This window comes from Polaromonas sp. YR568 (assembly GCF_943369675.1).
Classification (GTDB): domain Bacteria; phylum Pseudomonadota; class Gammaproteobacteria; order Burkholderiales; family Burkholderiaceae_C; genus Polaromonas.
In genome coordinates this window covers 21,151-42,965 of record NZ_CALROB020000001.1, presented here as the reverse complement: position 1 = coordinate 42,965, position 21,815 = coordinate 21,151, and the positions used below count along the sequence as shown (strand labels likewise).

19 protein-coding genes are annotated in these 21,815 nt (G+C 64.2%); 18 read left to right on the top strand and 1 reads right to left on the bottom strand.

What is annotated here, in order from left to right:
- Positions 1–12 precede the first annotated feature (12 nt).
- Positions 13–1,500 carry a protein adenylyltransferase SelO gene (locus tag ACLV8F_RS00200; RefSeq protein ID WP_411882233.1) on the bottom strand — a complete coding sequence of 496 codons (1,488 nt, stop codon included), beginning with the start codon at positions 1,498–1,500 and terminating at the stop codon, positions 13–15.
- 125 nt (positions 1,501–1,625) lie between these two features.
- On the opposite strand from ACLV8F_RS00200, the gene ACLV8F_RS00195 reads away from it, so the two are divergent.
- From ACLV8F_RS00195 to ACLV8F_RS00110, 18 genes are all read left to right on the top strand, one after another.
- Positions 1,626–3,254, top strand: coding sequence for a 3-(methylthio)propionyl-CoA ligase (locus ACLV8F_RS00195; RefSeq protein WP_411882232.1), 1,629 nt, complete (start codon positions 1,626–1,628; stop codon positions 3,252–3,254).
- 265 nt (positions 3,255–3,519) lie between these two features.
- Positions 3,520–4,845, top strand: coding sequence for a branched-chain amino acid ABC transporter substrate-binding protein (locus ACLV8F_RS00190; protein WP_411882231.1), 1,326 nt, complete (start codon positions 3,520–3,522; stop codon positions 4,843–4,845).
- A gap of 111 nt (positions 4,846–4,956) precedes the next feature.
- Positions 4,957–5,910 carry a branched-chain amino acid ABC transporter permease gene (locus ACLV8F_RS00185; protein ID WP_411882230.1) on the top strand — a complete coding sequence of 318 codons (954 nt, stop codon included), beginning with the start codon at positions 4,957–4,959 and terminating at the stop codon, positions 5,908–5,910.
- Positions 5,911–5,921: 11 nt separating this feature from the next.
- Positions 5,922–7,214, top strand: a complete 1,293-nt coding sequence (locus ACLV8F_RS00180; protein ID WP_411882229.1) for a branched-chain amino acid ABC transporter permease — start codon at positions 5,922–5,924, stop codon at positions 7,212–7,214.
- Positions 7,211–7,990, top strand: coding sequence for an ABC transporter ATP-binding protein (locus ACLV8F_RS00175; protein WP_411882228.1), 780 nt, complete (start codon positions 7,211–7,213; stop codon positions 7,988–7,990). Before ACLV8F_RS00180 ends, ACLV8F_RS00175 begins: the two co-directional genes overlap by 4 nt.
- On the top strand, positions 7,990–8,685 hold the full coding sequence (locus ACLV8F_RS00170) for an ABC transporter ATP-binding protein (RefSeq protein WP_411882227.1): 696 nt from the start codon (positions 7,990–7,992) through the stop codon (positions 8,683–8,685). The genes ACLV8F_RS00175 and ACLV8F_RS00170 overlap by 1 nt, the downstream gene beginning before the upstream one ends.
- A gap of 195 nt (positions 8,686–8,880) precedes the next feature.
- Positions 8,881–10,989 (top strand): 3-hydroxyacyl-CoA dehydrogenase NAD-binding domain-containing protein, encoded by a 2,109-nt coding sequence (locus tag ACLV8F_RS00165; RefSeq protein ID WP_411882226.1) that lies wholly within the window; start codon positions 8,881–8,883, stop codon positions 10,987–10,989.
- 47 nt (positions 10,990–11,036) lie between these two features.
- Entirely contained in the window at positions 11,037–12,212 is a 1,176-nt protein-coding gene (locus ACLV8F_RS00160) for an acetyl-CoA C-acyltransferase (protein WP_411882225.1), read from the top strand.
- Positions 12,213–12,302: 90 nt separating this feature from the next.
- The gene (locus tag ACLV8F_RS00155; RefSeq protein WP_411882224.1) at positions 12,303–14,126 is read left to right on the top strand and encodes an acyl-CoA dehydrogenase; all 1,824 of its coding nucleotides are present in this window, start codon (positions 12,303–12,305) and stop codon (positions 14,124–14,126) included.
- Positions 14,126–14,356, top strand: a complete 231-nt coding sequence (locus tag ACLV8F_RS00150) for a hypothetical protein (RefSeq protein WP_411882223.1) — start codon at positions 14,126–14,128, stop codon at positions 14,354–14,356. Before ACLV8F_RS00155 ends, ACLV8F_RS00150 begins: the two co-directional genes overlap by 1 nt.
- A gap of 220 nt (positions 14,357–14,576) precedes the next feature.
- Complete coding sequence (locus ACLV8F_RS00145; RefSeq protein WP_411882222.1) at positions 14,577–15,368, top strand: SDR family oxidoreductase; 792 nt, start codon at positions 14,577–14,579, stop codon at positions 15,366–15,368.
- Between the two features lie 25 nt (positions 15,369–15,393).
- Positions 15,394–15,831, top strand: coding sequence for a PaaI family thioesterase (locus tag ACLV8F_RS00140; protein WP_411882221.1), 438 nt, complete (start codon positions 15,394–15,396; stop codon positions 15,829–15,831).
- Between the two features lie 28 nt (positions 15,832–15,859).
- Positions 15,860–16,876, top strand: a complete 1,017-nt coding sequence (locus ACLV8F_RS00135) for an NADP-dependent oxidoreductase (RefSeq protein ID WP_411882220.1) — start codon at positions 15,860–15,862, stop codon at positions 16,874–16,876.
- Positions 16,877–16,898: 22 nt separating this feature from the next.
- The gene (locus tag ACLV8F_RS00130; protein WP_411882219.1) at positions 16,899–18,539 is read left to right on the top strand and encodes an isovaleryl-CoA dehydrogenase; all 1,641 of its coding nucleotides are present in this window, start codon (positions 16,899–16,901) and stop codon (positions 18,537–18,539) included.
- Positions 18,540–18,573: 34 nt separating this feature from the next.
- Positions 18,574–19,512 (top strand): glutathione S-transferase family protein, encoded by a 939-nt coding sequence (locus ACLV8F_RS00125; RefSeq protein ID WP_411882218.1) that lies wholly within the window; start codon positions 18,574–18,576, stop codon positions 19,510–19,512.
- Positions 19,509–19,964 carry a GNAT family N-acetyltransferase gene (locus ACLV8F_RS00120; protein WP_411882217.1) on the top strand — a complete coding sequence of 152 codons (456 nt, stop codon included), beginning with the start codon at positions 19,509–19,511 and terminating at the stop codon, positions 19,962–19,964. The genes ACLV8F_RS00125 and ACLV8F_RS00120 overlap by 4 nt, the downstream gene beginning before the upstream one ends.
- Before the next feature lie 82 nt (positions 19,965–20,046).
- Positions 20,047–20,952 (top strand): SDR family oxidoreductase, encoded by a 906-nt coding sequence (locus ACLV8F_RS00115; RefSeq protein WP_411882216.1) that lies wholly within the window; start codon positions 20,047–20,049, stop codon positions 20,950–20,952.
- Positions 20,952–21,791 carry an alpha/beta hydrolase family protein gene (locus ACLV8F_RS00110; protein ID WP_411882215.1) on the top strand — a complete coding sequence of 280 codons (840 nt, stop codon included), beginning with the start codon at positions 20,952–20,954 and terminating at the stop codon, positions 21,789–21,791. The genes ACLV8F_RS00115 and ACLV8F_RS00110 overlap by 1 nt, the downstream gene beginning before the upstream one ends.
- Positions 21,792–21,815: the final 24 nt, after the last annotated feature.

Below are 21,815 nucleotides of genomic sequence, written 5' to 3'. Positions count from 1 at the left end.
CTGAGGTTGATGTTACGAACTGCAACTGATTTCGATCGATGAAGCCCAGTCGGGCGGGAAACCGGCAAAGCTGTCATGGCCGGGATGTTCTTCAAATGGGGCCTGCAGCAGGGTAAGCAAGGTATCGACTCCCGAAAAGTCTTTTAGTTTCGCGGCGCGTATGGCTTCTTCACCCAAATGGTTGCGCAGCACGAATTTCGGGTTGTTGTTTTGCATCAGGCCGGCCCGCAGCCCTTGGTCTACACCGGCAAGCCGCTGCGAATACTGCAGCGCCCAGGCGTTGAAGGATTCACGGTCGAAAAACAGGTCACGCCCCGGCTCATGGCCGCTTTGCGCCGTGAAACCGTTCAGGCGGCGCCAGAAGATGCTGTAGTCGACCTTGTTGGCGGCCAGCAGCTTGAAGGTGTTGTCGACCAGGATTTTGTCCTCTGCCTGCTCGTCCGCCAGGCCCAGCTTGCTTCGCATGCGGGCCTGCAGGGCATCGGGAAAGAGGGTTTTGTACGGCTCCAGCGCCGCCAGCGCCTGTTCCTGGTCTTCAATCAGCGGCAGCAAGGCCTGCCCCAGGCAAAACAGGTTCCAGTAGGCCATGTTGGGCTGCCGGTTGTAGGCATAACGGCCCTGGGTGTCCGAATGGTTGCAGACGTGGCCGGGGTCGAAGGCGTCCAGGAACTGGAAGGGGCCGTAGTCTATGGTCAGGCCCAGGATGCTCATGTTGTCGGTGTTCATCACACCGTGGCAAAAGCCCACGGCCTGCCAGCCCGCCATCAGCTGGGCGGTGCGCGCGCTGACGGCTTCCAGCAGCGCCGCATAAGGCTGCGGCGCCTCGCGGCACTCGGGATAGAAGCGGTCAATGACGTAGTCGGCCAGCGTTTTTAGCTGCTCATGCTGGCCGGTGTAGCTGAAGTGCTCGAAGTGGCCGAAGCGGATAAAGCTGGGCGCGGTGCGCGCCACCACCGCGGCGGTTTCGATCTCTTCGCGGCGCACCGGCGCGTCGGAGCCGGTGACGCACAGCGCCCGCGTGGTCGGGATGCCCAGGCCGTGCATGGCCTCGGAACACAAAAACTCGCGGATGGAGCTGCGCAGCACGGCCCGGCCGTCGCCCATGCGGGAGTAGGGCGTCTTGCCCGCGCCCTTGAGCTGGATTTCCTGCGGCCCGTTCGGGGTGTCTATCTCGCCCAGCAGCAGCGCGCGGCCGTCGCCCAGTTGCCCGGCCCAGACGCCGAACTGGTGGCCGCTGTACACGCTGGCCAGCGGGTCCGAGCCCGGCAGGACCTGGTTGCCCGTGAAGGCCTCCAGCGCGGCCTGGGATTCAAACCATTCGGCCTGCAAGCCCAGCTCGCGCGCCATGCCGCGGTTGCGGCCCACCCAGTAAGGATCGGGCAGGGCCTGCGCCTGCAGCCGCGTGAAAAAGCTCTCGCCCAGGCCGGCGAAGCTGTTGCGCCAGGGCAGGGCGTCACCGGTGCCGGCGGCGTCCGGTGCTGAAAGGTTTGCGGAGGTCATGGGCAAATTGTCCCCTACCTGACATGGGCCTGCGGATTCACGGGCAATCCCGCATGACCGTGCTGCCGCACTGCGGCATGATGGACCGCTTGCGGATGTTTACTTAAAAACAATGGAGACTCTTGATGCTCGGGTTAATGCAAAGCCAGCCACTGCTGATTTCCGGTTTGATCGAATTTTCGGAACGCCACCACAGCGACGCGGAAATCGTCTCCCGGCGGGTTGAAGGCGACATCCATCGCTATACCTACAAAGACCTGGGCCAGCGCGCCCGCCGCGTCGCCAGGGCGCTGGACGGCCTGAAGCTGGCCTTCAGCGACCGCGTGGCCACACTGGCCTGGAACGGCTATCGGCACCTGGAGCTGTATTACGGCGTGAGCGGTTCGGGCCGCGTGCTGCACACCATCAACCCGCGCCTGCATCCGGACCAGATTGCCTGGATCGCCAACCACGCCGAAGACCAGGTGCTGTGCTTTGACCTGAGTTTTTTGCCGCTGGTGCAGGCCGTGCACGCCAGGTGCCCGACCATCAAGCACTACATCGCGCTGTGCGACGCCGACAAGCTGCCGGCCGATTCGGGTGTGCCCAACCTGCAAAGTTATGAAAGCTGGATAGGCGCAAAAACGGCCGACTATGACTGGCCCAGTTTTGACGAGAACACGGCTTCGAGCATGTGCTACACCAGCGGCACCACGGGCAACCCCAAGGCCGCGCTGTACAGCCACCGCTCCAGCACGCTGCATGCCTATGCGGCCGCTTTGCCCGACGTGATGAGCATCTCCGCGCGCGACGCCATCCTGCCCGTCGTGCCCATGTTCCACGTCAATGCCTGGGGCATTCCGTATTCGGCCGCGCTCACCGGCGCCAAGCTGGTGTTTCCCGGCCCGGCGCTGGACGGCAAGTCGATTTATGAACTGATCGAAGCCGAAAAGGTGACCTACGCCGCCGGCGTGCCCACCGTCTGGCAGATGCTGCTGAGCCACATGAAGCCCACCGGCCTGAAATTCTCCACACTCAAGCGCACCGTCATAGGCGGCTCGGCCTGCCCGCCGGCCATGATCCATGCCTTCCGCGAAGACTACGGCGTGGAGGTGCTGCACGCCTGGGGCATGACCGAGATGAGCCCGCTGGGCACGCTGTGCACGCTCAAGAACAAACACGACGCGCTGCCCGAGGCCGAAAAAATGAAGATACGCCTCAAGCAGGGGCGCGCCATCTACGGCGTCGACATGAAGATCGTCGATGCGGACGGCAAGGAACTGCCCTGGGACGGCAAGGTCTTCGGCGACCTCTACGTCAAGGGGCCGTGGATCGTGCGCGAATACTTCAAGGGGGAGGGCGGCAACCCGCTGGTCGACGGCTGGTTCCCCACCGGCGACGTCGGCACCATAGATCCCGACGGCTACCTGCAGATCACCGACCGCAGCAAGGACGTCATCAAGTCCGGCGGCGAATGGATCAGCTCCATCGACGTCGAGAACATCGCCGTCGCGCACCCGGCCGTGGCCATGGCCGCCTGCATAGGCGTGGCCCATCCCAAATGGGACGAACGCCCCATCGTCGCGGTGGTCAAGAAGCCGGGCATGGAGGTCACGCGCGACGAACTGCTCAGCTTCTATGACGGCAAAACCGCGAAGTGGCAGATCCCCGACGACGTCGTCTTCGTCGACGCCATCCCCCTCGGCGCCACCGGCAAGATGCTCAAGACCAAGCTGCGCGAACTCTTGAAGGACTACAAACTGCCCCAGCAGTAAAACAAAAGTTCGAGACGCGTGGGATTTGGATTTCCCTTCCACCAGCATGAGCCGCGGGACTGGCTTTGCCAGACCGCAGGCGGGCGGCCCCCTCGGGGGGCAGGGAGTTACACGAAGTGAACGACCGTGGGGGCTCATCTTTGGTCACGTTCGTGACATCGGCTAGGGCATTCCCTGACGCAGTGCAGCATTTTTTACCCTAACCTTTGCCCGGTTCCCCCCGCGGATTTACCGCTCAATTCAAACAATTTTCAGGAGACAAGGGATGACAACCCAAAACCGATTTTTCGCACAGCACGCAGGCGTCGCCCTGGCGGTGTCTTCAATGCTTTACAGCGGCATGGCGCTGGCCCAGGCGCCCGCCAAGGCCGCCGCACCGGCCAAGGCCGCGGTTGCGGCGCCCGCCACCGGCGGCGCCGTCAACCTGAACCAGACCGTCAAGATTGCCTGGCTGGATCCGCTGTCCGGCCTGATGGCCGCCGTCGGCACCAACCAGCTCAAGGGCTTCCAGTTTCTGGCTGAACATTTCAGCAAGAAGAACAAGGCCGGCGTGAAGTTCGAGATCATCGGCATCGACAACAAGCTGAGCCCGCAGGAAACCACCAACGCGCTGAAATCCGCCATCGACCAGGGCGCGCGCTACGTGGTGCAGGGCAACGGCTCGGGCCCGGCGCTGGCCATCATGGACGCGCTGTCCAAGTACAACGAACGCAATCCCGGCAAGGAAGTCGTCTACCTCAACTACGCCGCGGTGGACCCTGACCTCACCAACAGCAAGTGCGAATACTGGCACTTCCGCCTGGACGCCGACACCTCCATGAAGATGGAAGCGCTGACCGCCTTCATGAAGGAGCAGCCAGACATCAAGAAGGTCTACCTGATCAACCAGAACTACTCGCACGGCCAGCAAGTCGCCAAGTACGCCAAGGCCAACCTGGCCAGCAAACGCCCCGACATCCAGATCGTCGGCGAAGACCTGCACCCGCTGGCGCAGGTGCGCGACTTCGCGCCCTACATCGCCAAGATCAAGCAGTCGGGCGCCGACACCGTGATCACCGGCAACTGGGGTTCCGACCTTTCGCTGCTGGTGAAGGCCGCCAACGAGGCCGGCCTGAACAACGTCAAGTTCTACACCTACTACGGCGGCGTCACCGGCACGCCGACGGCGCTGGGTGCGGCTTCGGCAGGCCGGGTCTATATGGTGTCCTACAACCACCTCAACATGGGCGGCGAGATCCAGCAGATCCAGGCCGAATACAAGAAGAAGTTCAACGATGACTTCTACACCGGCGCGATCTACCACGCCTTCACCATCCTGACCGAAGCCATGGCGCAGACCAAGTCGACCGAACCGGCCGTGGTGGCCAAGGCCATGGAAGGCATGCGCTTCAAGAGCTTCAACGGCGATGTCGAGATGCGCAAGACCGACCACCAGCTGCAGCAGGGCCTCTACATCGACAAATGGGAAAAAGCCGGCGGCAAATACCCTTACGATGCGGAGAACACGGGCTACACCTTTGTGCCGGTCAAATACTATGAGCCCTACGTGGCCAGCACGCCGACCTCGTGCCAGATGAAACGCCCCGGCTGATGCGCTGAGGCGCCCACCCGGCGAAGGCCCGACCAATCCTCGGGCCTTTTTCTTTATATCGGCAGCTTCCCTGCCTGTGTCCGTTTTTCTTCCAGCTTCAGGCGGTCATTGATGAATTTGGAATTTTTCACCATCTCCCTGCTCAACGGCCTGAGCTACGGCTTGCTGCTGTTCATGCTGAGTTCGGGCCTCACGCTGATCTTCAGCATGATGGGCGTGCTCAATTTCGCGCATGCGTCCTTCTACATGGTCGGGGCCTACATCGCCTACAGCACCTCGCAGGTGATCGGCTTCTGGTGGTCGCTGCTGGTGGCGCCGCTGCTGGTGTTCGTGATCGGCGCGGCCTTCGAGCGCTTTTGCCTGCGCAGGGTGCACAAGTTCGGCCACGTGCCCGAACTGCTGATCACCTTCGGGCTGTCCTACCTGCTGCTGGAGCTGGTGCAACTGGTGTGGGGCCGCTCGGCCGTCAACTACGTGCTGCCCGAAGGCCTGCAGGGCCCGCTGTTCACCGTGTTCGGCACCAACTTCCCCAAGTCGCGCGCCTTTATCATGTTCATCTCGCTGGCCATGCTGGCCGGCATCTGGTTGCTGCTCACGCGCACGCGCATAGGCCTGGTCATCCAGGCCGCGCTGACCCATCCTGAAACCGTGGAGGCGCTGGGCCACAACGTGCCGCGCGTCTTCATGCTGGTCTTCGGCGGCGGCGCGGCGCTCGCGGGCCTGGCCGGCGTCATAGGCGGCAACACCTTCGTCACCGAGCCCGCCATGGCCGGCTCGGTCGGCGCCATCATCTTTGTGGTCGTGGTGGTGGGCGGTATGGGTTCGCTGAGCGGCGCCTTCCTGGCTTCGCTGCTGATAGGCCTGGTCCAGACCTTCGCGGTTGCCATGGACCAGTCGCTGATGACGCTGCTGGCCAAATTCAGCTACACCGTGACGCCCGAGACCTTCGGCTACCCGCTGCTCAAGCTCACGATTTCACAGGTGGCGCCTATATTGCCCTTCCTGTTCCTGGTGCTGATCCTGATCTTCCGGCCCAAAGGCCTGCTTGGTACGCGGGAAGGATGAGGCCGGAAACAATGTCCACCACCTACTACCAATTCAAACCCTATAACGTCGGCCGCTGGCTGCTGTGGTCGCTGTACGCGCTGCTGCTGATCGTCGCGCCCATGATGTTCAAAAGCAGTCTGGCGCTCACCATGCTGTCGCAGGCCGGCTACCTGGTCATCATCTGCCTGAGCTACAACATCCTGCTGGGGCAGGGCGGCATGCTGAGTTTCGGCCATGCGGTGTATGCCGGGCTGGGCTCCTTCCTGGCCGTGCATGCGATGAACCTGGCCGCCAAAGGCACTTTTTATATCCCGCTGCCGCTGATCCCGCTGGTGGGCGGCCTGTCGGGCCTGTTCTTCGCGGTGCTGCTGGGTTATGTCACCACCAAAAAGGCCGGCACCACCTTTGCCATGATCACGCTGGGCGTGGGCGAGCTGGTGTTCGCCATGTCGCTGATGTTCCCGGAATTTTTCGGCGGGGAGGGCGGCATCACAACCAACCGGGCCTACGGCAAGCCGGTCTTCGGCATCAGTTTCGGCCCGCAGATCCAGGTGTATTACCTGATCGCCGTGTACTGCTTTGTCTGCACCGCCGCGATGTTCGCCTTCACGCGCACGCCGCTGGGGCGGATTTTGAACGCCGTGCGCGACAACCCCGAGCGCGTGGAGTTCATCGGCTACAACACCCAGCGCGTGCGCTATTACGCTTTCATCATCGCGGGCTTCTTCGCCGGCATAGGCGGCGGGCTGGCGGCCATCAACTCGGAAATCGTCACGGCCGAGGTGGTCAGCGGCGTGCGCTCGGGCAGCCTGCTGCTGTTCACCTTCCTGGGCGGGGCGACCTTTTTCTTCGGCCCCATCATCGGCGCCGGCCTGCTGGTGCTGGCGTTGATCCTGCTGTCGGAGCTTTCCATGGCCTGGCTGCTGTATGTGGGCCTGATCTTCCTCTTCATGGTGATGTACGCGCCCGGCGGCATCGCCAGCCTGATCATGATGAATCTGCGCGTGGCCTCCTTCGGCAAGCTCAGGGACTTGTGGGTGGGCTACCTGGGCATGGCGGTGACCGCGCTGACGGCGCTGGCCGGCGCGGCCGCCATGGTCGAGATGATTTACCACCTGCAGCTCAATGCGGCGCTGGGCCCCGAGCTCGGCTTCATGGGCGTGCGGCTCAATGCCACCAACCTCAACAGCTGGCTGGGCGCGGGGTTTGTGCTGCTGACCGGCCTGGGCCTTTTTGAGCTCACGCGGCGGCAATTCCTCACGCAATGGGGCGAAATCCAGAATGACATCGAGAAAGAAATCAAGCGGAGGGAACTGGCATGAGCGAGGCATCCTGCTCACTTGAGTTGAAGGATTTGCGCAAGAGCTTCGGCAAGACCGAAATCATCCGCGGTACCAACCTGAAGGTGCAGGCGGGCGAGCGCGTCGCCATCATCGGGCCCAACGGCGCGGGCAAGTCCACGCTGTTCAACCTCATCAGCGGGCGTTTTGAGCCCACGAGCGGCCAGGTGCTGCTCAACGGCCAGCGCATAGACGGCAAAAAACCGTTTGAAATCAACCGCCTGGGTTTGTCGCGCAGCTTCCAGATCACCAACATCTTTCCCAAGCTCAGCGTGTTTGAAAACCTGCGCTGCGGCGTGCTGTGGAGCCTGGGCTACAAGTACACCTTCTTCCGCTTCCTGGCCGACCTGGACGACGCCAACGAGCGGGCCGAAGAACTGATGGCCATGATCAAGCTCGACAAAAAGCGCGACGTGCTGGCCACCAACCTGACTTACGCCGAGCAGCGCGCGCTGGAAATCGGCATCACGATTGCCGGCGGCGCCAACGTCATCCTGCTGGACGAACCCACGGCCGGCATGAGCCGCTCGGAAACCAGCCGCTTTATCAGCCTGATCAAGGAAGTCACCGTGGGCAAGACCCTGTTGACGGTGGAGCACGACATGGGCGTGGTCTTCGGCCTGGCCGACAAGATCGCCGTCGTGGTTTACGGCGAAATCATTGCCTACGACACGCCCGAGGCCGTGCGCGCGGACCAGCGGGTGCAGGAGGCGTATCTCGGCTCCTCGGTAGCCGATGCACAGGCAGGGGGCCACTGATGTTGCACATACAAAACCTCCACGCCTTCTACGGCAAAAGCCACGTCTTGCATGGCGTGAATTTCGACGTGCAGCCCGGCCAGATCGTCGCCTTGCTGGGCCGCAACGGCTCGGGGCGCTCCACCACGGCCAAGGCCATCATGGGCCTGGTCGACTGCCAGGGTTCCATCCTCTGGAAGAAGCAGGAAATCGTCGGCAAGAAGGCCTACCAGATCGCTCACCTGGGAATCGGCTACGTGCCCGAGAACCGCGACATCTTCCCCAAGCTCACGGTGCACCAGAACCTGCTGCTGGGCCAGAAGGGCTCCGGCAAGGGCTCGCGCTGGTCCTTCGAGGACATGTACCAGATGTTCCCCCGGCTGCGCGAACGCCAGCACACCGAGGCCGGCGTGCTGTCGGGCGGCGAGCAGCAGATGCTCACGCTGTGCCGCACGCTGATGGGCGACCCCGACCTCATCATCATCGACGAACCCACCGAGGGCCTGGCGCCCAAGATCGTTGAACTCGTGGGGCAGTATTTGCAGACGCTGAAAGCCAAAGGCATTTCGGTGCTGCTGATCGAGCAGAAGCTGACGATTGCCATGGCGATTTCCGACCGCGCGCTGGTCATGGGCCACGGCAGCATCGTGTTTGACGGCACGCCCGACAGCCTGCGGGCCGATGCCTACATCCGCAAAGAGTGGCTTGAGGTGTAAAAAGCCTCTGGGGATGTCACCGCTGGGACAAAAAATAGACTGAACAGCCCATGCCGGGCCTTGTGCCGTCACAAACGCCCCCTACAATGGAAAAAGAACGGTCGTACTTTTTTGACGGCCCTCCGAACCCGGGCCGCAGCGCCAGCCGAGACAAGCAAAAACCTGAACCTCCCATCCAAGGAAAGAAGCACCGCAATGACCACCCTTTATGAAGTCCACGGCCCCGTCGCGCTCATCACGCTGAGCAACCCGCCCGTCAACGGCCTGGGCCATGCCACGCGCCTGAGCCTGACCGACAACATCCAGAAGGCCAATGCCGATGCGGCCGTCAAGGCCATCGTGATCACCGGCGCCGGCAAGGCTTTTTCGGGCGGCGCCGACATCAAGGAATTCGGCACGCCCAAAGCGCTGTCCGAGCCGAATCTGCACAGCGTGATCCGCGTGGTTGAGAACTCCGGCAAGCCCATCGTTGCGGCCATCCATTCCGTCTGCATGGGCGGCGGCCTGGAACTGGCGCTGGGTTGCCACTACCGCATTGCCGCCCCCGGCACCAGCGTGGCCTTGCCTGAAGTCAAGCTGGGCCTGCTGCCCGGCGCCGGCGGCACGCAGCGCCTGCCGCGCGTGGTCGGCGTCGAGCCGGCCCTGAACATGATCGTCAGCGGTGAACCCGTCAAGAGCGAGCTGCTGGCGCAAATCCCCGGCCAGAAGCTGTTCGACAAGCTCGCCGCCTCGCCCGAATCGCTGGCCCAGGAGGCCCTGGCCTTCGCGCAGTCGATTTCCGACACCCGGCCGCTGCCGCTGGTGCGCGACCTGCGCGCCAAACACCCCAACGGCGACGCCTACTTCCAGTTCGCCCGCAACATGGTCAAGGGCATGGCCAAGAACTTCCCCGCGCCGCTCAAGTGCGTGGACGCCGTGGAAGCCGCCACCAAGAAGAAGTTCGAGGACGGCCTGGCCTTCGAGCGCGAGCTCTTCATCAACCTGATGTGGACGCCTGAAAGCCGCGCGCTGCGCCACATCTTCATGGCCGAGCGCGCCGCCTCCAAGATTCCCGACGTGCCGGAAGACACGCCCAAGCGCGAGATCAAATCCGTCGCCGTCATAGGCGCCGGCACCATGGGCGGCGGTATCGCCATGAACTTCCTGAACGCCGGCATCCCCGTCAAGATCCTGGAGATGAAGCAGGAGGCGCTGGACAAGGGCTTGGGCATCATCAGCAAGAACTACGAAGCCCAGGTCAAAAAGGGCAAGCTCAAGCAGGACAAGTTTGAGCAGCGCATGGGCCTGCTCAGCACCACACTGAGCTACGACGACCTCAAAGACGCCGACCTCGTGATCGAGGCGGTGTTTGAAGAGATGGGCGTCAAGGAAAAGGTCTTCAAGGAACTGGACCGCGTGATGAAACCGGGCGCCATCCTGGCCTCCAACACCTCGACGCTGGACGTCGACAAGATCGCCGCCTTCACCCAACGCCCGCAGGACGTGGTCGGCCTGCATTTCTTCAGCCCCGCCAATGTGATGAAGCTGCTGGAAGTGGTGCGTGGCGCCAAGACCGGCAAGGACGTGCTGGCCACCGTGATGGCAATGGGCAAGAAGATCAAGAAGACGGCCGTGGTCTCCGGCGTCTGCGACGGCTTTATCGGCAACCGCATGATCGAACAATACGGCCGCCAGGGCGGTTTCCTGCTCGACGAGGGCTGCACGCCCGAGCAGGTCGACAAGGCCATCGAGAAATTCGGTTTTGCCATGGGTCCTTTCCGCATGGGCGACCTGGCCGGCAACGACATCGGCTGGGCCATCCGCAAGCGCCGCTACACCGAAAAGCCGGACATGAAATACAGCAAGACGGCCGACCTGCTCTGCGAAAAAGGCCGCTTCGGCCAGAAAACCGGCGCCGGCTGGTACGACTATGTGCCCGGCAAGCGCGACGCGATCCCGAACGCCGAGGTCGTCAAGATGATCGAGGACCACCGCAAGACCCTGGGCATCACGCCGCGCAAGATTTCCGACGAGGAAATCGTGCAGCGCCTGGTGTATTCGCTGGTCAACGAGGCCGCGCACATCCTGGAGGAGGGCATTGCCTCCAAGGCCAGCGACATCGACATGGTCTACATCATGGGTTACGGCTTCCCGGTCTACCGCGGCGGCCCCATGCTGTACGCCGACCAGGTCGGCCTCTTCAACGTGGTGCAGAGCATGAACCGCTTCGCGCAGAACCCGCTGGACGACGCCAAATTCTGGAAGCCCGCGCCGCTGCTGGCCAAGCTGGCCGCCGAAGGCAAAACCTTCAACCAGTCCACCTGAACCTCTCAGGCCCGTACAGATCAACGTCCCAGATTCCGGAGAATTTCATGAGCTCAGCAGTCATTGTTTCCACCGCACGCACCCCCCTGGCCAAAAGCTGGAAGGGCTCCTTCAACATGACGCACGGCGCCACCCTGGGCGGCCACGCTGTCGAGCACGCCATCCAGCGCGCCGGCATCGAGGCCGCTGAAGTCGATGACGTGATCATGGGCTGTGCCACACCCGAAGGCGCCACCGGCGCCAACATCGCGCGCCAGATCGCGCTGCGCGCCGGCTGCCCGGTCACCGTTTCGGGCATGACCATCAACCGTTTCTGCTCGTCCGGCCTGCAGACGATTGCCACCGCGGCACAGCGCGTGATCGCCGGCGAAGCCGACATCTACGTGGCCGGCGGCGTCGAAAGCATCTCCTGCGTGCAGCAGGAAATGAACACCCACATGCTGCAGGAAAGCTGGCTGATGAAGAACAAGCCGGAAATCTACTGGAACATGCTGCAGACGGCCGAGCAGGTCGCCAAGCGCTACAACATCTCGCGCGACCGTATGGACGAATACGGCGCACTGAGCCAGCAAAAAGCCACGGCCGCGCTGGCAGCAGGCCTGTTTGAGGCCGAAATCGCGCCCATCACCGTGACAGCCGGTGTGGCCGACAAGGTCATGGGCCTCTCCACCAAACAGGTCACCGTCAGCAAGGACGAAGGCATCCGCGAAGGCACGACCAAGGAAGGCATCAGCGGCATCAAGCCGGCCATTCCCGGCGGCGTGATTGCGGCCGGCAATGCCAGCCAGTTCTCCGACGGCGGCGGCGCCGTGGTCGTCATGAACGAAACCGTGGCGGAAAAGAAGGGCCTCAAGCCGCTGGGCCGCTTCCTCGGCTTCGCCGTCGCCGGCTGCGAACCCGATGAAATGGGCATTGGCCCGGTCTTCGCCATTCCAAAGGTTCTCGCCAAGCTGGGCCTGAAGATCAGTGACATCGATTTGTGGGAGCTCAACGAAGCCTTCGCCGTGCAGGTGCTGTACTGCGCCGACAAGCTGGGCATTCCCATGGACAAACTCAACGTCAACGGCGGCGCGATCGCCGTCGGCCACCCCTACGGCGTGACCGGCCAGCGCCTGACGGGCCATGCGCTCATCGAAGGCAAGCGCCGCGGCGCCAAGCGCGTCTGCGTGACCATGTGCATTGGCGGCGGCATGGGCGCGGCCGGTATTTTCGAAGTCCTGTAACCGGGCAAGCACCATGCATGAAACCCTGCTCCTTCAGAAAGGGCAGGTGTTTCCTGCCTTTGCGCCTTGCCATGCGACCAGGAGGCCGTCATGAGCCTTCGGCCCACCCTCGATTTCCTGCTTTACCACTGGCTGGACGCCGAATCGCTGAACCAGCGCGAACGTTTCGCCGACCATTCGCGCGAAACCTTTGACGCGGTCTTCGACACCTGCGAACGCATCGCGCGCGAGAAATACGCGCCGTTCAACCGCACGGTGGACACGCAGGAGCCGCATTTCGACGGCGAAAAAGTGATCCTTCCGCAGGCCACGCACGATGCGCAAAAAGCCTATGCGGCCTCCGGCATGCTCAGCGCCGCGCAGGACTATGAAGTCGGCGGCATGCAGCTGCCCTACACGGTGGAGGCGGCGGCCAACGCCTTCTTCGCGATGGCTTCGGTCAGCATAGGCTCGGGCCTGCTCACCACCGGCAATGCCAACCTGTTGATGGTGCACGGCACTGACGCGCAAAAAGAGGTGTTCGCCAAGAACGAGTTCTCGGGCCGCTTTTCCGGCACTATGTGTTTGTCCGAGCCGCAGGCCGGCTCCTCGCTCAGCGACGTGACCACGCGCGCGGTGCCCGACGGCGAAGGCTTTGAGGCCGACCCGCTGGGTGCGCGCTACCGCCTCAAGGGCAACAAGATGTGGATTTCGGCCGGCGAGCATGAGCTGGCCGACAACATCATCCACCTGGTGCTGGCCAAGATACCGGGGCCGGACGGCAAGCTGATCGCCGGCACGCGCGGGATTTCGCTGTTCATCGTGCCCAAGAAGATGGTCAACCCCCAGGGCGAACTCACCGGCGTGCGCAACGACGTGGCGCTGGCGGGCCTCAACCACAAGCTGGGCTGGCGCGGCACCACCAATACCTTGCTCAACTTCGGCGAAGGCAAATACCCGGTGGACGGCCAGGCCGGCGCCGTGGGCTACCTGGTCGGCAAGCCGCATGAAGGCCTGCGCTGCATGTTCCACATGATGAACGAGGCGCGCATAGGCGTGGGCATGGCGGCCACCATGCTGGGCATGGCGGGTTATTACGCCAGCCTCGATTACGCCAAAAACCGGCCGCAAGGCCGGCCCGTCGGTGTGGGCGGCAAGGATGCCGCCCAGCCGCAAATCCGCATCATCGAACACGCCGACGTCAAACGCATGCTGCTGGCGCAAAAAGCCTACTGCGAAGGCGCGCTGGCGCTGGAGCTGTACTGCGCGCGCCTGGTCGACGAACACCACACGGCGGGCGGGCAGGCCGCCGACGACGCCCGCCTGCTGCTCGAGGTGCTGACGCCCATCGCCAAAAGCTGGCCCAGCGAATGGTGCCTGGAGGCCAACTCCCTGGCCATCCAGGTGCACGGCGGCTATGGCTACACGCGCGACTTCCCGGTGGAGCAGTACTGGCGCGACAACCGCCTGAACATGATCCATGAAGGTACGCACGGCATCCAGGCCATGGATTTGCTGGGCCGCAAGGTGTTGATGGAAGGGGGCAGGGGGCTGCAGCTGCTGGCCGCGCGCATCAATGCCACGATTGAAAAAGCCATACAGCAGCCCGAGCTGGCGGAACACGCCAACGCGCTGGGCAAGGCGCTGCAGCACGTGGGTAGCGCCACCAAGGCGGCCTGGGCCACCGGCGAGCCGGGCGAGGCCCTGGCCAATGCGGTACCCTATATGCAGGCCTTCGGCCACACCGTGCTGGCGTGGACCTGGCTGGACGTGGCGCTGGCCGGTCTTTCATTGCCGCAGGATGCACCGCAGGCGGGAAGAATGGGGGCCATGCGCTACTTTTACCATTACGAATTACCGAAGATCGACGCCTGGCTCAAAGTGGTTGAAACCCGCGACCTGACCTGCGCCGACCTGCCCGAGGAGGCTTTTTAGTGTCATTTTTCAAACCGTCCGCCGACCCTGTTTCCAACAAGAACGTGGCGCGCCTGCAGGCCCTGATCTGGGTGCTGATCTACGGCGGGCTGCTGACTTTGGTGCTGGGCCTGTCGATGGAACGCCTGGACGACGCCATCGGCTGGTCCATGGTGGTTATTGGCGGCATCATTGCGGTGATAGGTTTTGTGCTGATTTACGTGCGGTCCCGCATCAACGTGGGGCCGTGATCCGGCCCCGGTTCGAAGTCGCCACGACGACAGCCGGGCCGAAAAGCCGCAGGATCTTGTGCCAATATGGCGAGGCCTTACGCATCCAGAGCAAGTGAACATCGCAGCCGCGGCTGCCTGACCACCCCTCAAATTCCCCTCATTCCCACCCCATCATCCCCGCCCACGCTGCATGCGCAGTGCAAGGCGGGCACCATGACAACACACCAGGAGACAGCCCATGACCCGTACCATCCAGCAACTGTTTGACCTCAAAGGCAAGACCGCCCTCGTGACCGGCGGCTCGCGCGGCCTTGGCCTGCAACTGGCCCAGGCGCTGGGCGAGGCCGGCGCCAAAATCATCCTGAGCTCGCGCAAGGCCGAAGACCTGATCGAGTCCGCCGCCGAACTCAAGGCCGCCGGCATCGACGTCGACTGGATCGCCGCCGACTGCTCAAAAGAAGAAGACATACGCGCGCTGGCCGACGAAGCCATCAAGCGCCTGGGCCACGTCGACATCCTGGTCAACAACGCCGGCGCCGCCTGGGGCGCGCCCGCCGAAGACCACCCGGTGGAAGCCTGGGACAAGGTCATGAACCTCAACATCCGCGGCTACTTCATCCTGAGCCAGCACATCGCCAAGCACAGCATGATCGCCCGCAAGTCCGGCCGCATCATCAACGTGGCCTCCATCGCCGGCCTGGGCGGCAACCCGCGCGAGATGACCACCGTGGCCTACAACACCTCCAAGGGCGCCGTCGTCAACTTCACGCGCGCACTGGGCTGCGAATGGGGCAAGTACAACATCACCGTCAACGCCATCTGCCCGGGCTTTTTCCCGAGCCGCATGACGGTCGGCACGCTCAAAGCGCTGGGCGAGGAAAAACTCGCCTCGCACGCGCCGCTGGGCCGCCTGGGCGACGACGAGGATCTGAAGGGCCTGTGCGTGCTTTATGCGTCGGACGCCGGCAAGCACATCACCGGCCAGTGGCTGGCGGTGGACGGCGGTGTTTCCGTCGTCACAGGTGGCTAATCAATTGAAAGGTTGGGAACAGTTAATGGACTTCGGCGCCGACATCCCTTTCGTCAACCACCTTGGCTTTACGCTGGAGCTGTTCGAGGGCGGCGCCTCGGCCATCGGCTATGCGCCCAAGCCCGAGCACCTCAATTCCTTCGCCGTCACGCACGGCGGCGCCATCATGACGCTGCTGGATGTGACCATGGCGACGGCCGCGCGCAGCGTCGAAAAAGACATGGGCGTGGTCACCATCGAGATGAAAACCAGCTTCATGCGGCCGGCGCCGGGCGACGGCAGCCGGCTGACGGCCAAGGGCCGGCTCATTCATCGCACCACCAGCATGGCGTTCACCGAAGCCACGCTCTACGACGCGCTGGGCCAGGCCTGCGCGCATTCGACCGGCACCTTCAAATACGTCAAACGCAAGCCCGCCGCCGGCACACCGGATGCCCCGGGCGGCGCGATTTCAACGGACTAGCGTCCGCAACACACAACAGGAGACCACCGTGTCCATCAACCAGCAAATCCTCCTCGACAACCGGCCCACCGGCGAGGCCACCGCAAGCAACTTCATGCTGGTCTCCAGCGACACGCCGGCCCTGCAGGACGGCCAGGTGCTGGTGCGCCACCACTACCTGAGCCTGGACCCGTATATGCGCGGCCGCATGAACGACGCCAAAAGCTACGCCGCGCCGCAGCCCTTGGGCCAGGTGATGATTGGCGGCACGGCAGGCGAGGTGGTGGAAAGCCGCTCGCCCAAATTCCAGCCCGGCGACAAGGTGGTCGGCATGGGCGGCTGGCAGGAGTTCAGCGTGGTCAACGCCGACCAGCCCGGCGCGCTGCGCAAGGTCGACACCACGCACGTGCCGCTGTCGCACTACCTGGGCGCGGTCGGCATGCCCGGAGTTACCGCCTGGTACGGCCTGGTGAAAATCATCGAACCGAAAGCCGGCCAGATGATGGTGGTCAGCGCCGCCACCGGCGCCGTGGGCAGTGCTTTTGCCGCGCTGTCGAAAGCGCGCGGCTGCCGCACCGTGGGCATCGCGGGCGGGCCCGACAAATGTAAATACGCGGTCGATGAACTGGGCTTCGACGCCTGCATCGACTACAAGCTGCACGCCGACGCCGCTTCGCTGTCCAAGGCGGTGCGCGACGCCTGCCCCGATGGCGTGGACGGCTATTTCGAAAATGTAGGCGGCATGGTGCTGGACGCCGTGCTGCCGCGCATGAACGCCTTCGGCCGCATCGCGCTGTGCGGCATGATCGCCGGCTACGACGGCCGGCCCATGCCGCTGGCCTGGCCGGCGCTCATCCTCACCAACCGCCTCAAGTTGCAGGGTTTTATCGTGAGCGAGCACATGGAAGTCTGGCCCGAAGCGCTCAAGGAGCTCGGCACGCTGGTGGGCACCGGCAAGCTGCGTCCGCGTGAAACCGTGGCGCAGGGGATTGAAGCGGCGCCCGAGGCGTTTCTGGGATTGCTCAAAGGCAAAAACTTCGGCAAGCAGTTGGTCAAACTCATCTAGTCTGGCGGAACAGGAGGTTGTCATGAACCCCACCCATGAAGTCTTCAACCAGCCCGCGCCGCTCGCGGACTACAACCTGTTTGAGACCAACCGGCCGCTGCGCGATGCGCTGAAGTTCAACGCGCCGGCGCTGGATACGGCCGAACTGAGCCGGTTCGGCGCCACGCTGGGCAGCAGCGCGATGCAAACCCACGCGCGGCTGGCCAATGTGCACGGGCCGGTGCTGCACAGCCATGACCGCTTTGGCCTGCGTGTGGATCGGGTGGAGTTTCATCCCGGTTATCACGAGCTCATGACGCTGGCGACGGGTGCGGGCCTGCATGGTTCACCCTGGAGTGATGAGGGCGCCAGCCCGCACGTCCGGCGCGCCGCCGGCTTCATGCTCTTCACCGAACTCGAACCCTCCACCCTGTGCCCCATCTCCATGAGCTACGCGGCCACGCCCGCGCTGCGCGGCAACACCGCCATCTATGCCGACTGGGGCCCCAAGCTGGCCAGCCGCGCCTACGACCCCGAACTCAAGCCCTGGCAGGCCAAGGCCGGCCTCACCATGGGCATGGGCATGACCGAAAAGCAGGGCGGCTCCGACGTGCGGGCCAACACCACGCGGGCCGAGCCCGTGGGCCGCGACGGCTGGGGCGAACGTTATGCCATCACCGGCCACAAATGGTTTTTCTCGGCGCCCATGTGCGACGCCTTCCTGGTGCTGGCCCAGGCGAAGAGCGGCCTCTCCTGCTTTTTCCTGCCACGCGTGCTGCCTGACGGCAGCCTCAACGCCATCCGCATCCAGCGCCTTAAAGACAAACTGGGCAACAAGGCCAACGCCAGTTCCGAAGTCGAGTTTGAGAACGCCCCGGCCTGGCTGGTCGGCGAAGAAGGCCGGGGCATTCCGCAAATTCTCGAGATGGGCACCATGACGCGGCTGGACTGCGCCCTGGGCACCAGCGGCCTGATGCGCCAGGCGCTGGCACTGGCGCTGAACCACACCTCGCAGCGCAAGGCCTTCGGCAAGCTGCTGATGGAGCAGCCGCTGATGCGCAATGTGCTGGCCGACCTGGCGCTCGAATCCGAAGCCGCCACCGCGCTGGCGATCCGCCTGGCCCGCGCTTTTGACCGCCCGGGCCAGGCGCATGAAGCCGCCATGGCGCGCCTGTTGACGCCGGTCGCCAAGTTCTGGATCTGCAAGCGCGGCAGCCACTTCGCGCAGGAGGCCATGGAATGCCTGGGCGGCAACGGTTATGTGGAGGAGGGCGGCGAAGGCGTCATGGCCCGCATCTACCGCGAGATGCCGCTCAACTCCATCTGGGAAGGCGCGGGCAACATCATGGCGCTGGATTTGCTGCGCGCCCTGCGCAAGGCCGACGCCGTGGCCGCGCTGGCGCAGGAGCTGTCCGCCGCCAAAGGCGCGCACCCGGCGCTGGACAAACTGGCCGCCGCCTTGCCCACGCGGATTGAAGAGATGGCGAGCGAAATCGAGGCGCGGCGCCTCGCGCAGGACGTGGCGCTCGCGGTGCAGGCCGCGCTGCTGCAGCAGACGGCGCCCGCGGCGGTCTTCAGCGCCTTCTGCGATTCGCGCCTGGCCGGCAACTGGGGCCAGTCCTTCGGCACGCTGGGCGCGGGCACGGATTTCGACGCCATCATCACCCGGGCCATGCCGCGCTGAATCGACATTGCACAAGAACAATCGGAGACACCCCATGAGCGAGCTGATTCTTCACCACTACCCCACGTCGCCCTTCGCCGAGAAAACGCGGCTGATGCTGGGCTACAAAAACCTGCCCTGGAAGTCCGTGATCATCCCGATGATCATGCCCAAGCCCGACGTGGTCGCGCTCACCGGCGGCTACCGCAAGACGCCCATCCTGCAAATCGGCGCCGACATTTACTGCGACACCGCGCTGATCAGCGACGTGCTCGAGCATTTGCAGCCCGCGCCCTCGGTCTACCCGGAGCCCAGCAAGGGCCTGGCGCGCACGTTGGCGCACTGGGCCGACAACACGTTGTTCTGGACTTCGATGGCCTACAACACCCAGCCCAAAGGCATCGCCCAGATCTTTGAGAAAAAACCGCCCGAAGCCGCGCGCGCCTTTGGCGAAGACCGCAAGGCCATGAGTTTCGGCATGGCGCGCATCCGCTCCACAGATGCCGCGGCCGCCTACAAGTCCTACCTGCGCCGCATCTCCGACATGCTGGACGACCGGCCTTTCCTGCTGGGCGAGGTGCCTTGCATCGCCGATTTCGCGATGTACCACCCGCTGTGGTTCACGCGGGTGCAGACCCCGGTGCTTGCGGGCATCCTCAAGCTCACGCCCGCCGTGCTGGACTGGATGGACCGCATGGCCGCGATAGGCCACGGCAGTGTCGGGGAGTCGAGTCCGGCCGACGCCATCGCGGCCGCCGCCGCCAACGCCCCCGCGCCGTTGCCGGGCGACATCTTCCAGGACGAGCACGGCATTCCGCTGGGCAGCCAGGTGCTGGTCACCAGCGAAAGCTTCGGCCCCGAACCCACCGAAGGCGAACTGATCGCCGCCACCCGCATGCACTACACGCTGCGCCGCACCGATCCGCGCGCCGGCACGGTGCACGTGCATTTCCCACGCATCGGCTATTCCTTGAAAGCGGCCAACCCGGCATGAGCGGCATCATCACCTGGCGTTTTGTCCCTTTCAGCGCGCTCACCACGCCGGAGCTGTATGAATTGCTGCAACTGCGCAGCGAAGTCTTTGTGCTCGAACAGGCCTGCGCCTTCCAGGACCTGGACGGCGCGGACACCGAGGCCATGCATTTGCTGGGCGAGCGGGACGGCCGGCTCGCCGCCTATGCGCGCTGTTTTGCCGCCGGCGTGAAGTTTGCCGAGGCCAGCATAGGCCGCGTCGTCACCCATGCCTCGGCACGCGGTGGCGGCATAGGCCACGTGCTGATGAAAGAGGCCATTGAGCGCCTGCAGGCGCACTGGGGCCCGCAAGCGATACGCATAGGCGCCCAGGCGCGGCTGCAGAAGTTTTACGAACAGCACGGCTTTTTGCAGAACGGCGAGCCCTACATCGAAGACGGCATACCGCACATCGAAATGCTGCGAGTTGCCTGAATTCCTGAGTTGCCTGGGTGACACGCGCAAGGGCCTCTCTCAGGGACAATTTTGCTATTCAAGCCATCAAGAAAGACACGCAATGATCACGGACTTCAAAGGCAAAACGGCGGTGCTGACCGGCGCGGGATCCGGCTTCGGCCTGGAATGCGCGCGGCTGGGCGCCAAGCTCGGCATGAACCTGGTGCTGGTCGACGTGCAGCAAGACGCGCTCGACAAAGCCGAAGCGGAAATGAAGGCCGCCGGCGCCCAGGTGCTGTCCTTCAAGCTCGACGTGTCCAGCGCCGCGCAGATGGAAGCCATGGGCAAAGCCGTGTTCGAGCGCTTCGGCGCGCCGCACTTCGTCTTCAACAATGCCGGCGTGGGCGCGGGCGGCCTGATCTGGGAAAACAGCCTGAAGGACTGGGAATGGGTGATGGGCGTCAACGTCATGGGTGTGGTGCACGGCGTGCGCATCTTCACCCCCATGATGCTGGAGGCCGCCGCCAAAGACCCGGCCTGGCAAGGCCACATCGTCAACACCGCCAGCATGGCCGGACTGCTGAACCCGCCCAATATGGGCGTCTACAACGTCAGCAAGCACGCCGTGGTGGCCTTGAGCGAAACCCTGTACCAGGACCTGGGCCTGGTCACCGACCAGGTCGGCGCCTCAGTGCTGTGCCCCTTCTTTGTGGCCACCGGCATAGGCATGAGCCACCGCAACCGCCCGGCCGAGCTGGGCGCGGACAAGCCCACCAAAAGCCAGATGATCCAGCAGGCCATGACCGGCAAGGCCGTGGGCTCCGGCAAGGTCACGGCCGAAGACGTGGCCAAGCTGGTGTTCGACGCCATCGCAAACAACAAGTTTTATATCTACAGCCATCCCAAGGCCATCAACTCCGTGCAGACGCGGCTGGAAGACGTGCTGCAGGCGCGCAACCCGACCGACCCCTTTGCCGACAAGCCCGAAATCGGCCAGCAACTGAAAGCCGCCTTGCGCGGTGCCTGATGCGGCGCGTTTGCCTGGCTTTGGCCGGCCTGCTGCTGGCAGGTTTGCCTTGGGCCGCTTTGGCCCAGCAGGCCACATGCCCTGACGGCAAAAAGGCCGACGGCGTGGAACGGGCAGGGAACAGCCGGCATTGCCTGGTCATTCGCACGCTGCCGCCCGCGCAGGCCTCGGCCCGCGTCACGCCCAGGGTGCTGGTCGTCTTCCTGCACGGCGACAACGGCGGGCGCACGGAACTGAAGGCCGACAGCGGCGCGGCCGCCATGCTCGCGGAAAAACTCCAGGCCGTCACGGTTGCGGTGCAGCGCCCCGGCTACCGCAGCGACCTTGGCACGTCGGACGGCCAGTCCGGCCCGGGCGATGACGACTACACGCCGCAAAACGTCGGCGTCGTCGCCGATGCACTGGCCCAACTGCGCACCCTTAATCCCGGCAAAAAAATCCTGCTGGTCGGCCATTCGGGCGGCGCGGCCACGGCGGCCCTGCTGGCCAGCCGCTTCCCCGGCAGCGCCGATGCCTATTTGCTGGCGGCCTGCCCCTGCGACGTGCCCGCCTGGCGCCAGTGGCGCGGCAACTCGGCCGGCAAGACAGGCGCCTGGACCAGCCTCTCGCCGCTGGCCGAGGCCGGCAAGATGCCGCCCGCGACGCTGATCAGCCTGGTCGTCGGCAACAAGGACGAAAACACCTTGCCCCTGTTCAGCGAAAGCTATGCCAGGGCGCTGCAAGCCCGCGGCGTCAAGACCCGCGTGACCTATGCCATGAATGCCACCCATGTGTCGGTGCTGCGCTCACCCGAGTTCTTCATGCTGGCGGGGGAATTGGCGGACGCGCTGTCGAAGTAAGCGGCCTCAGTTATTCTTGCGCTT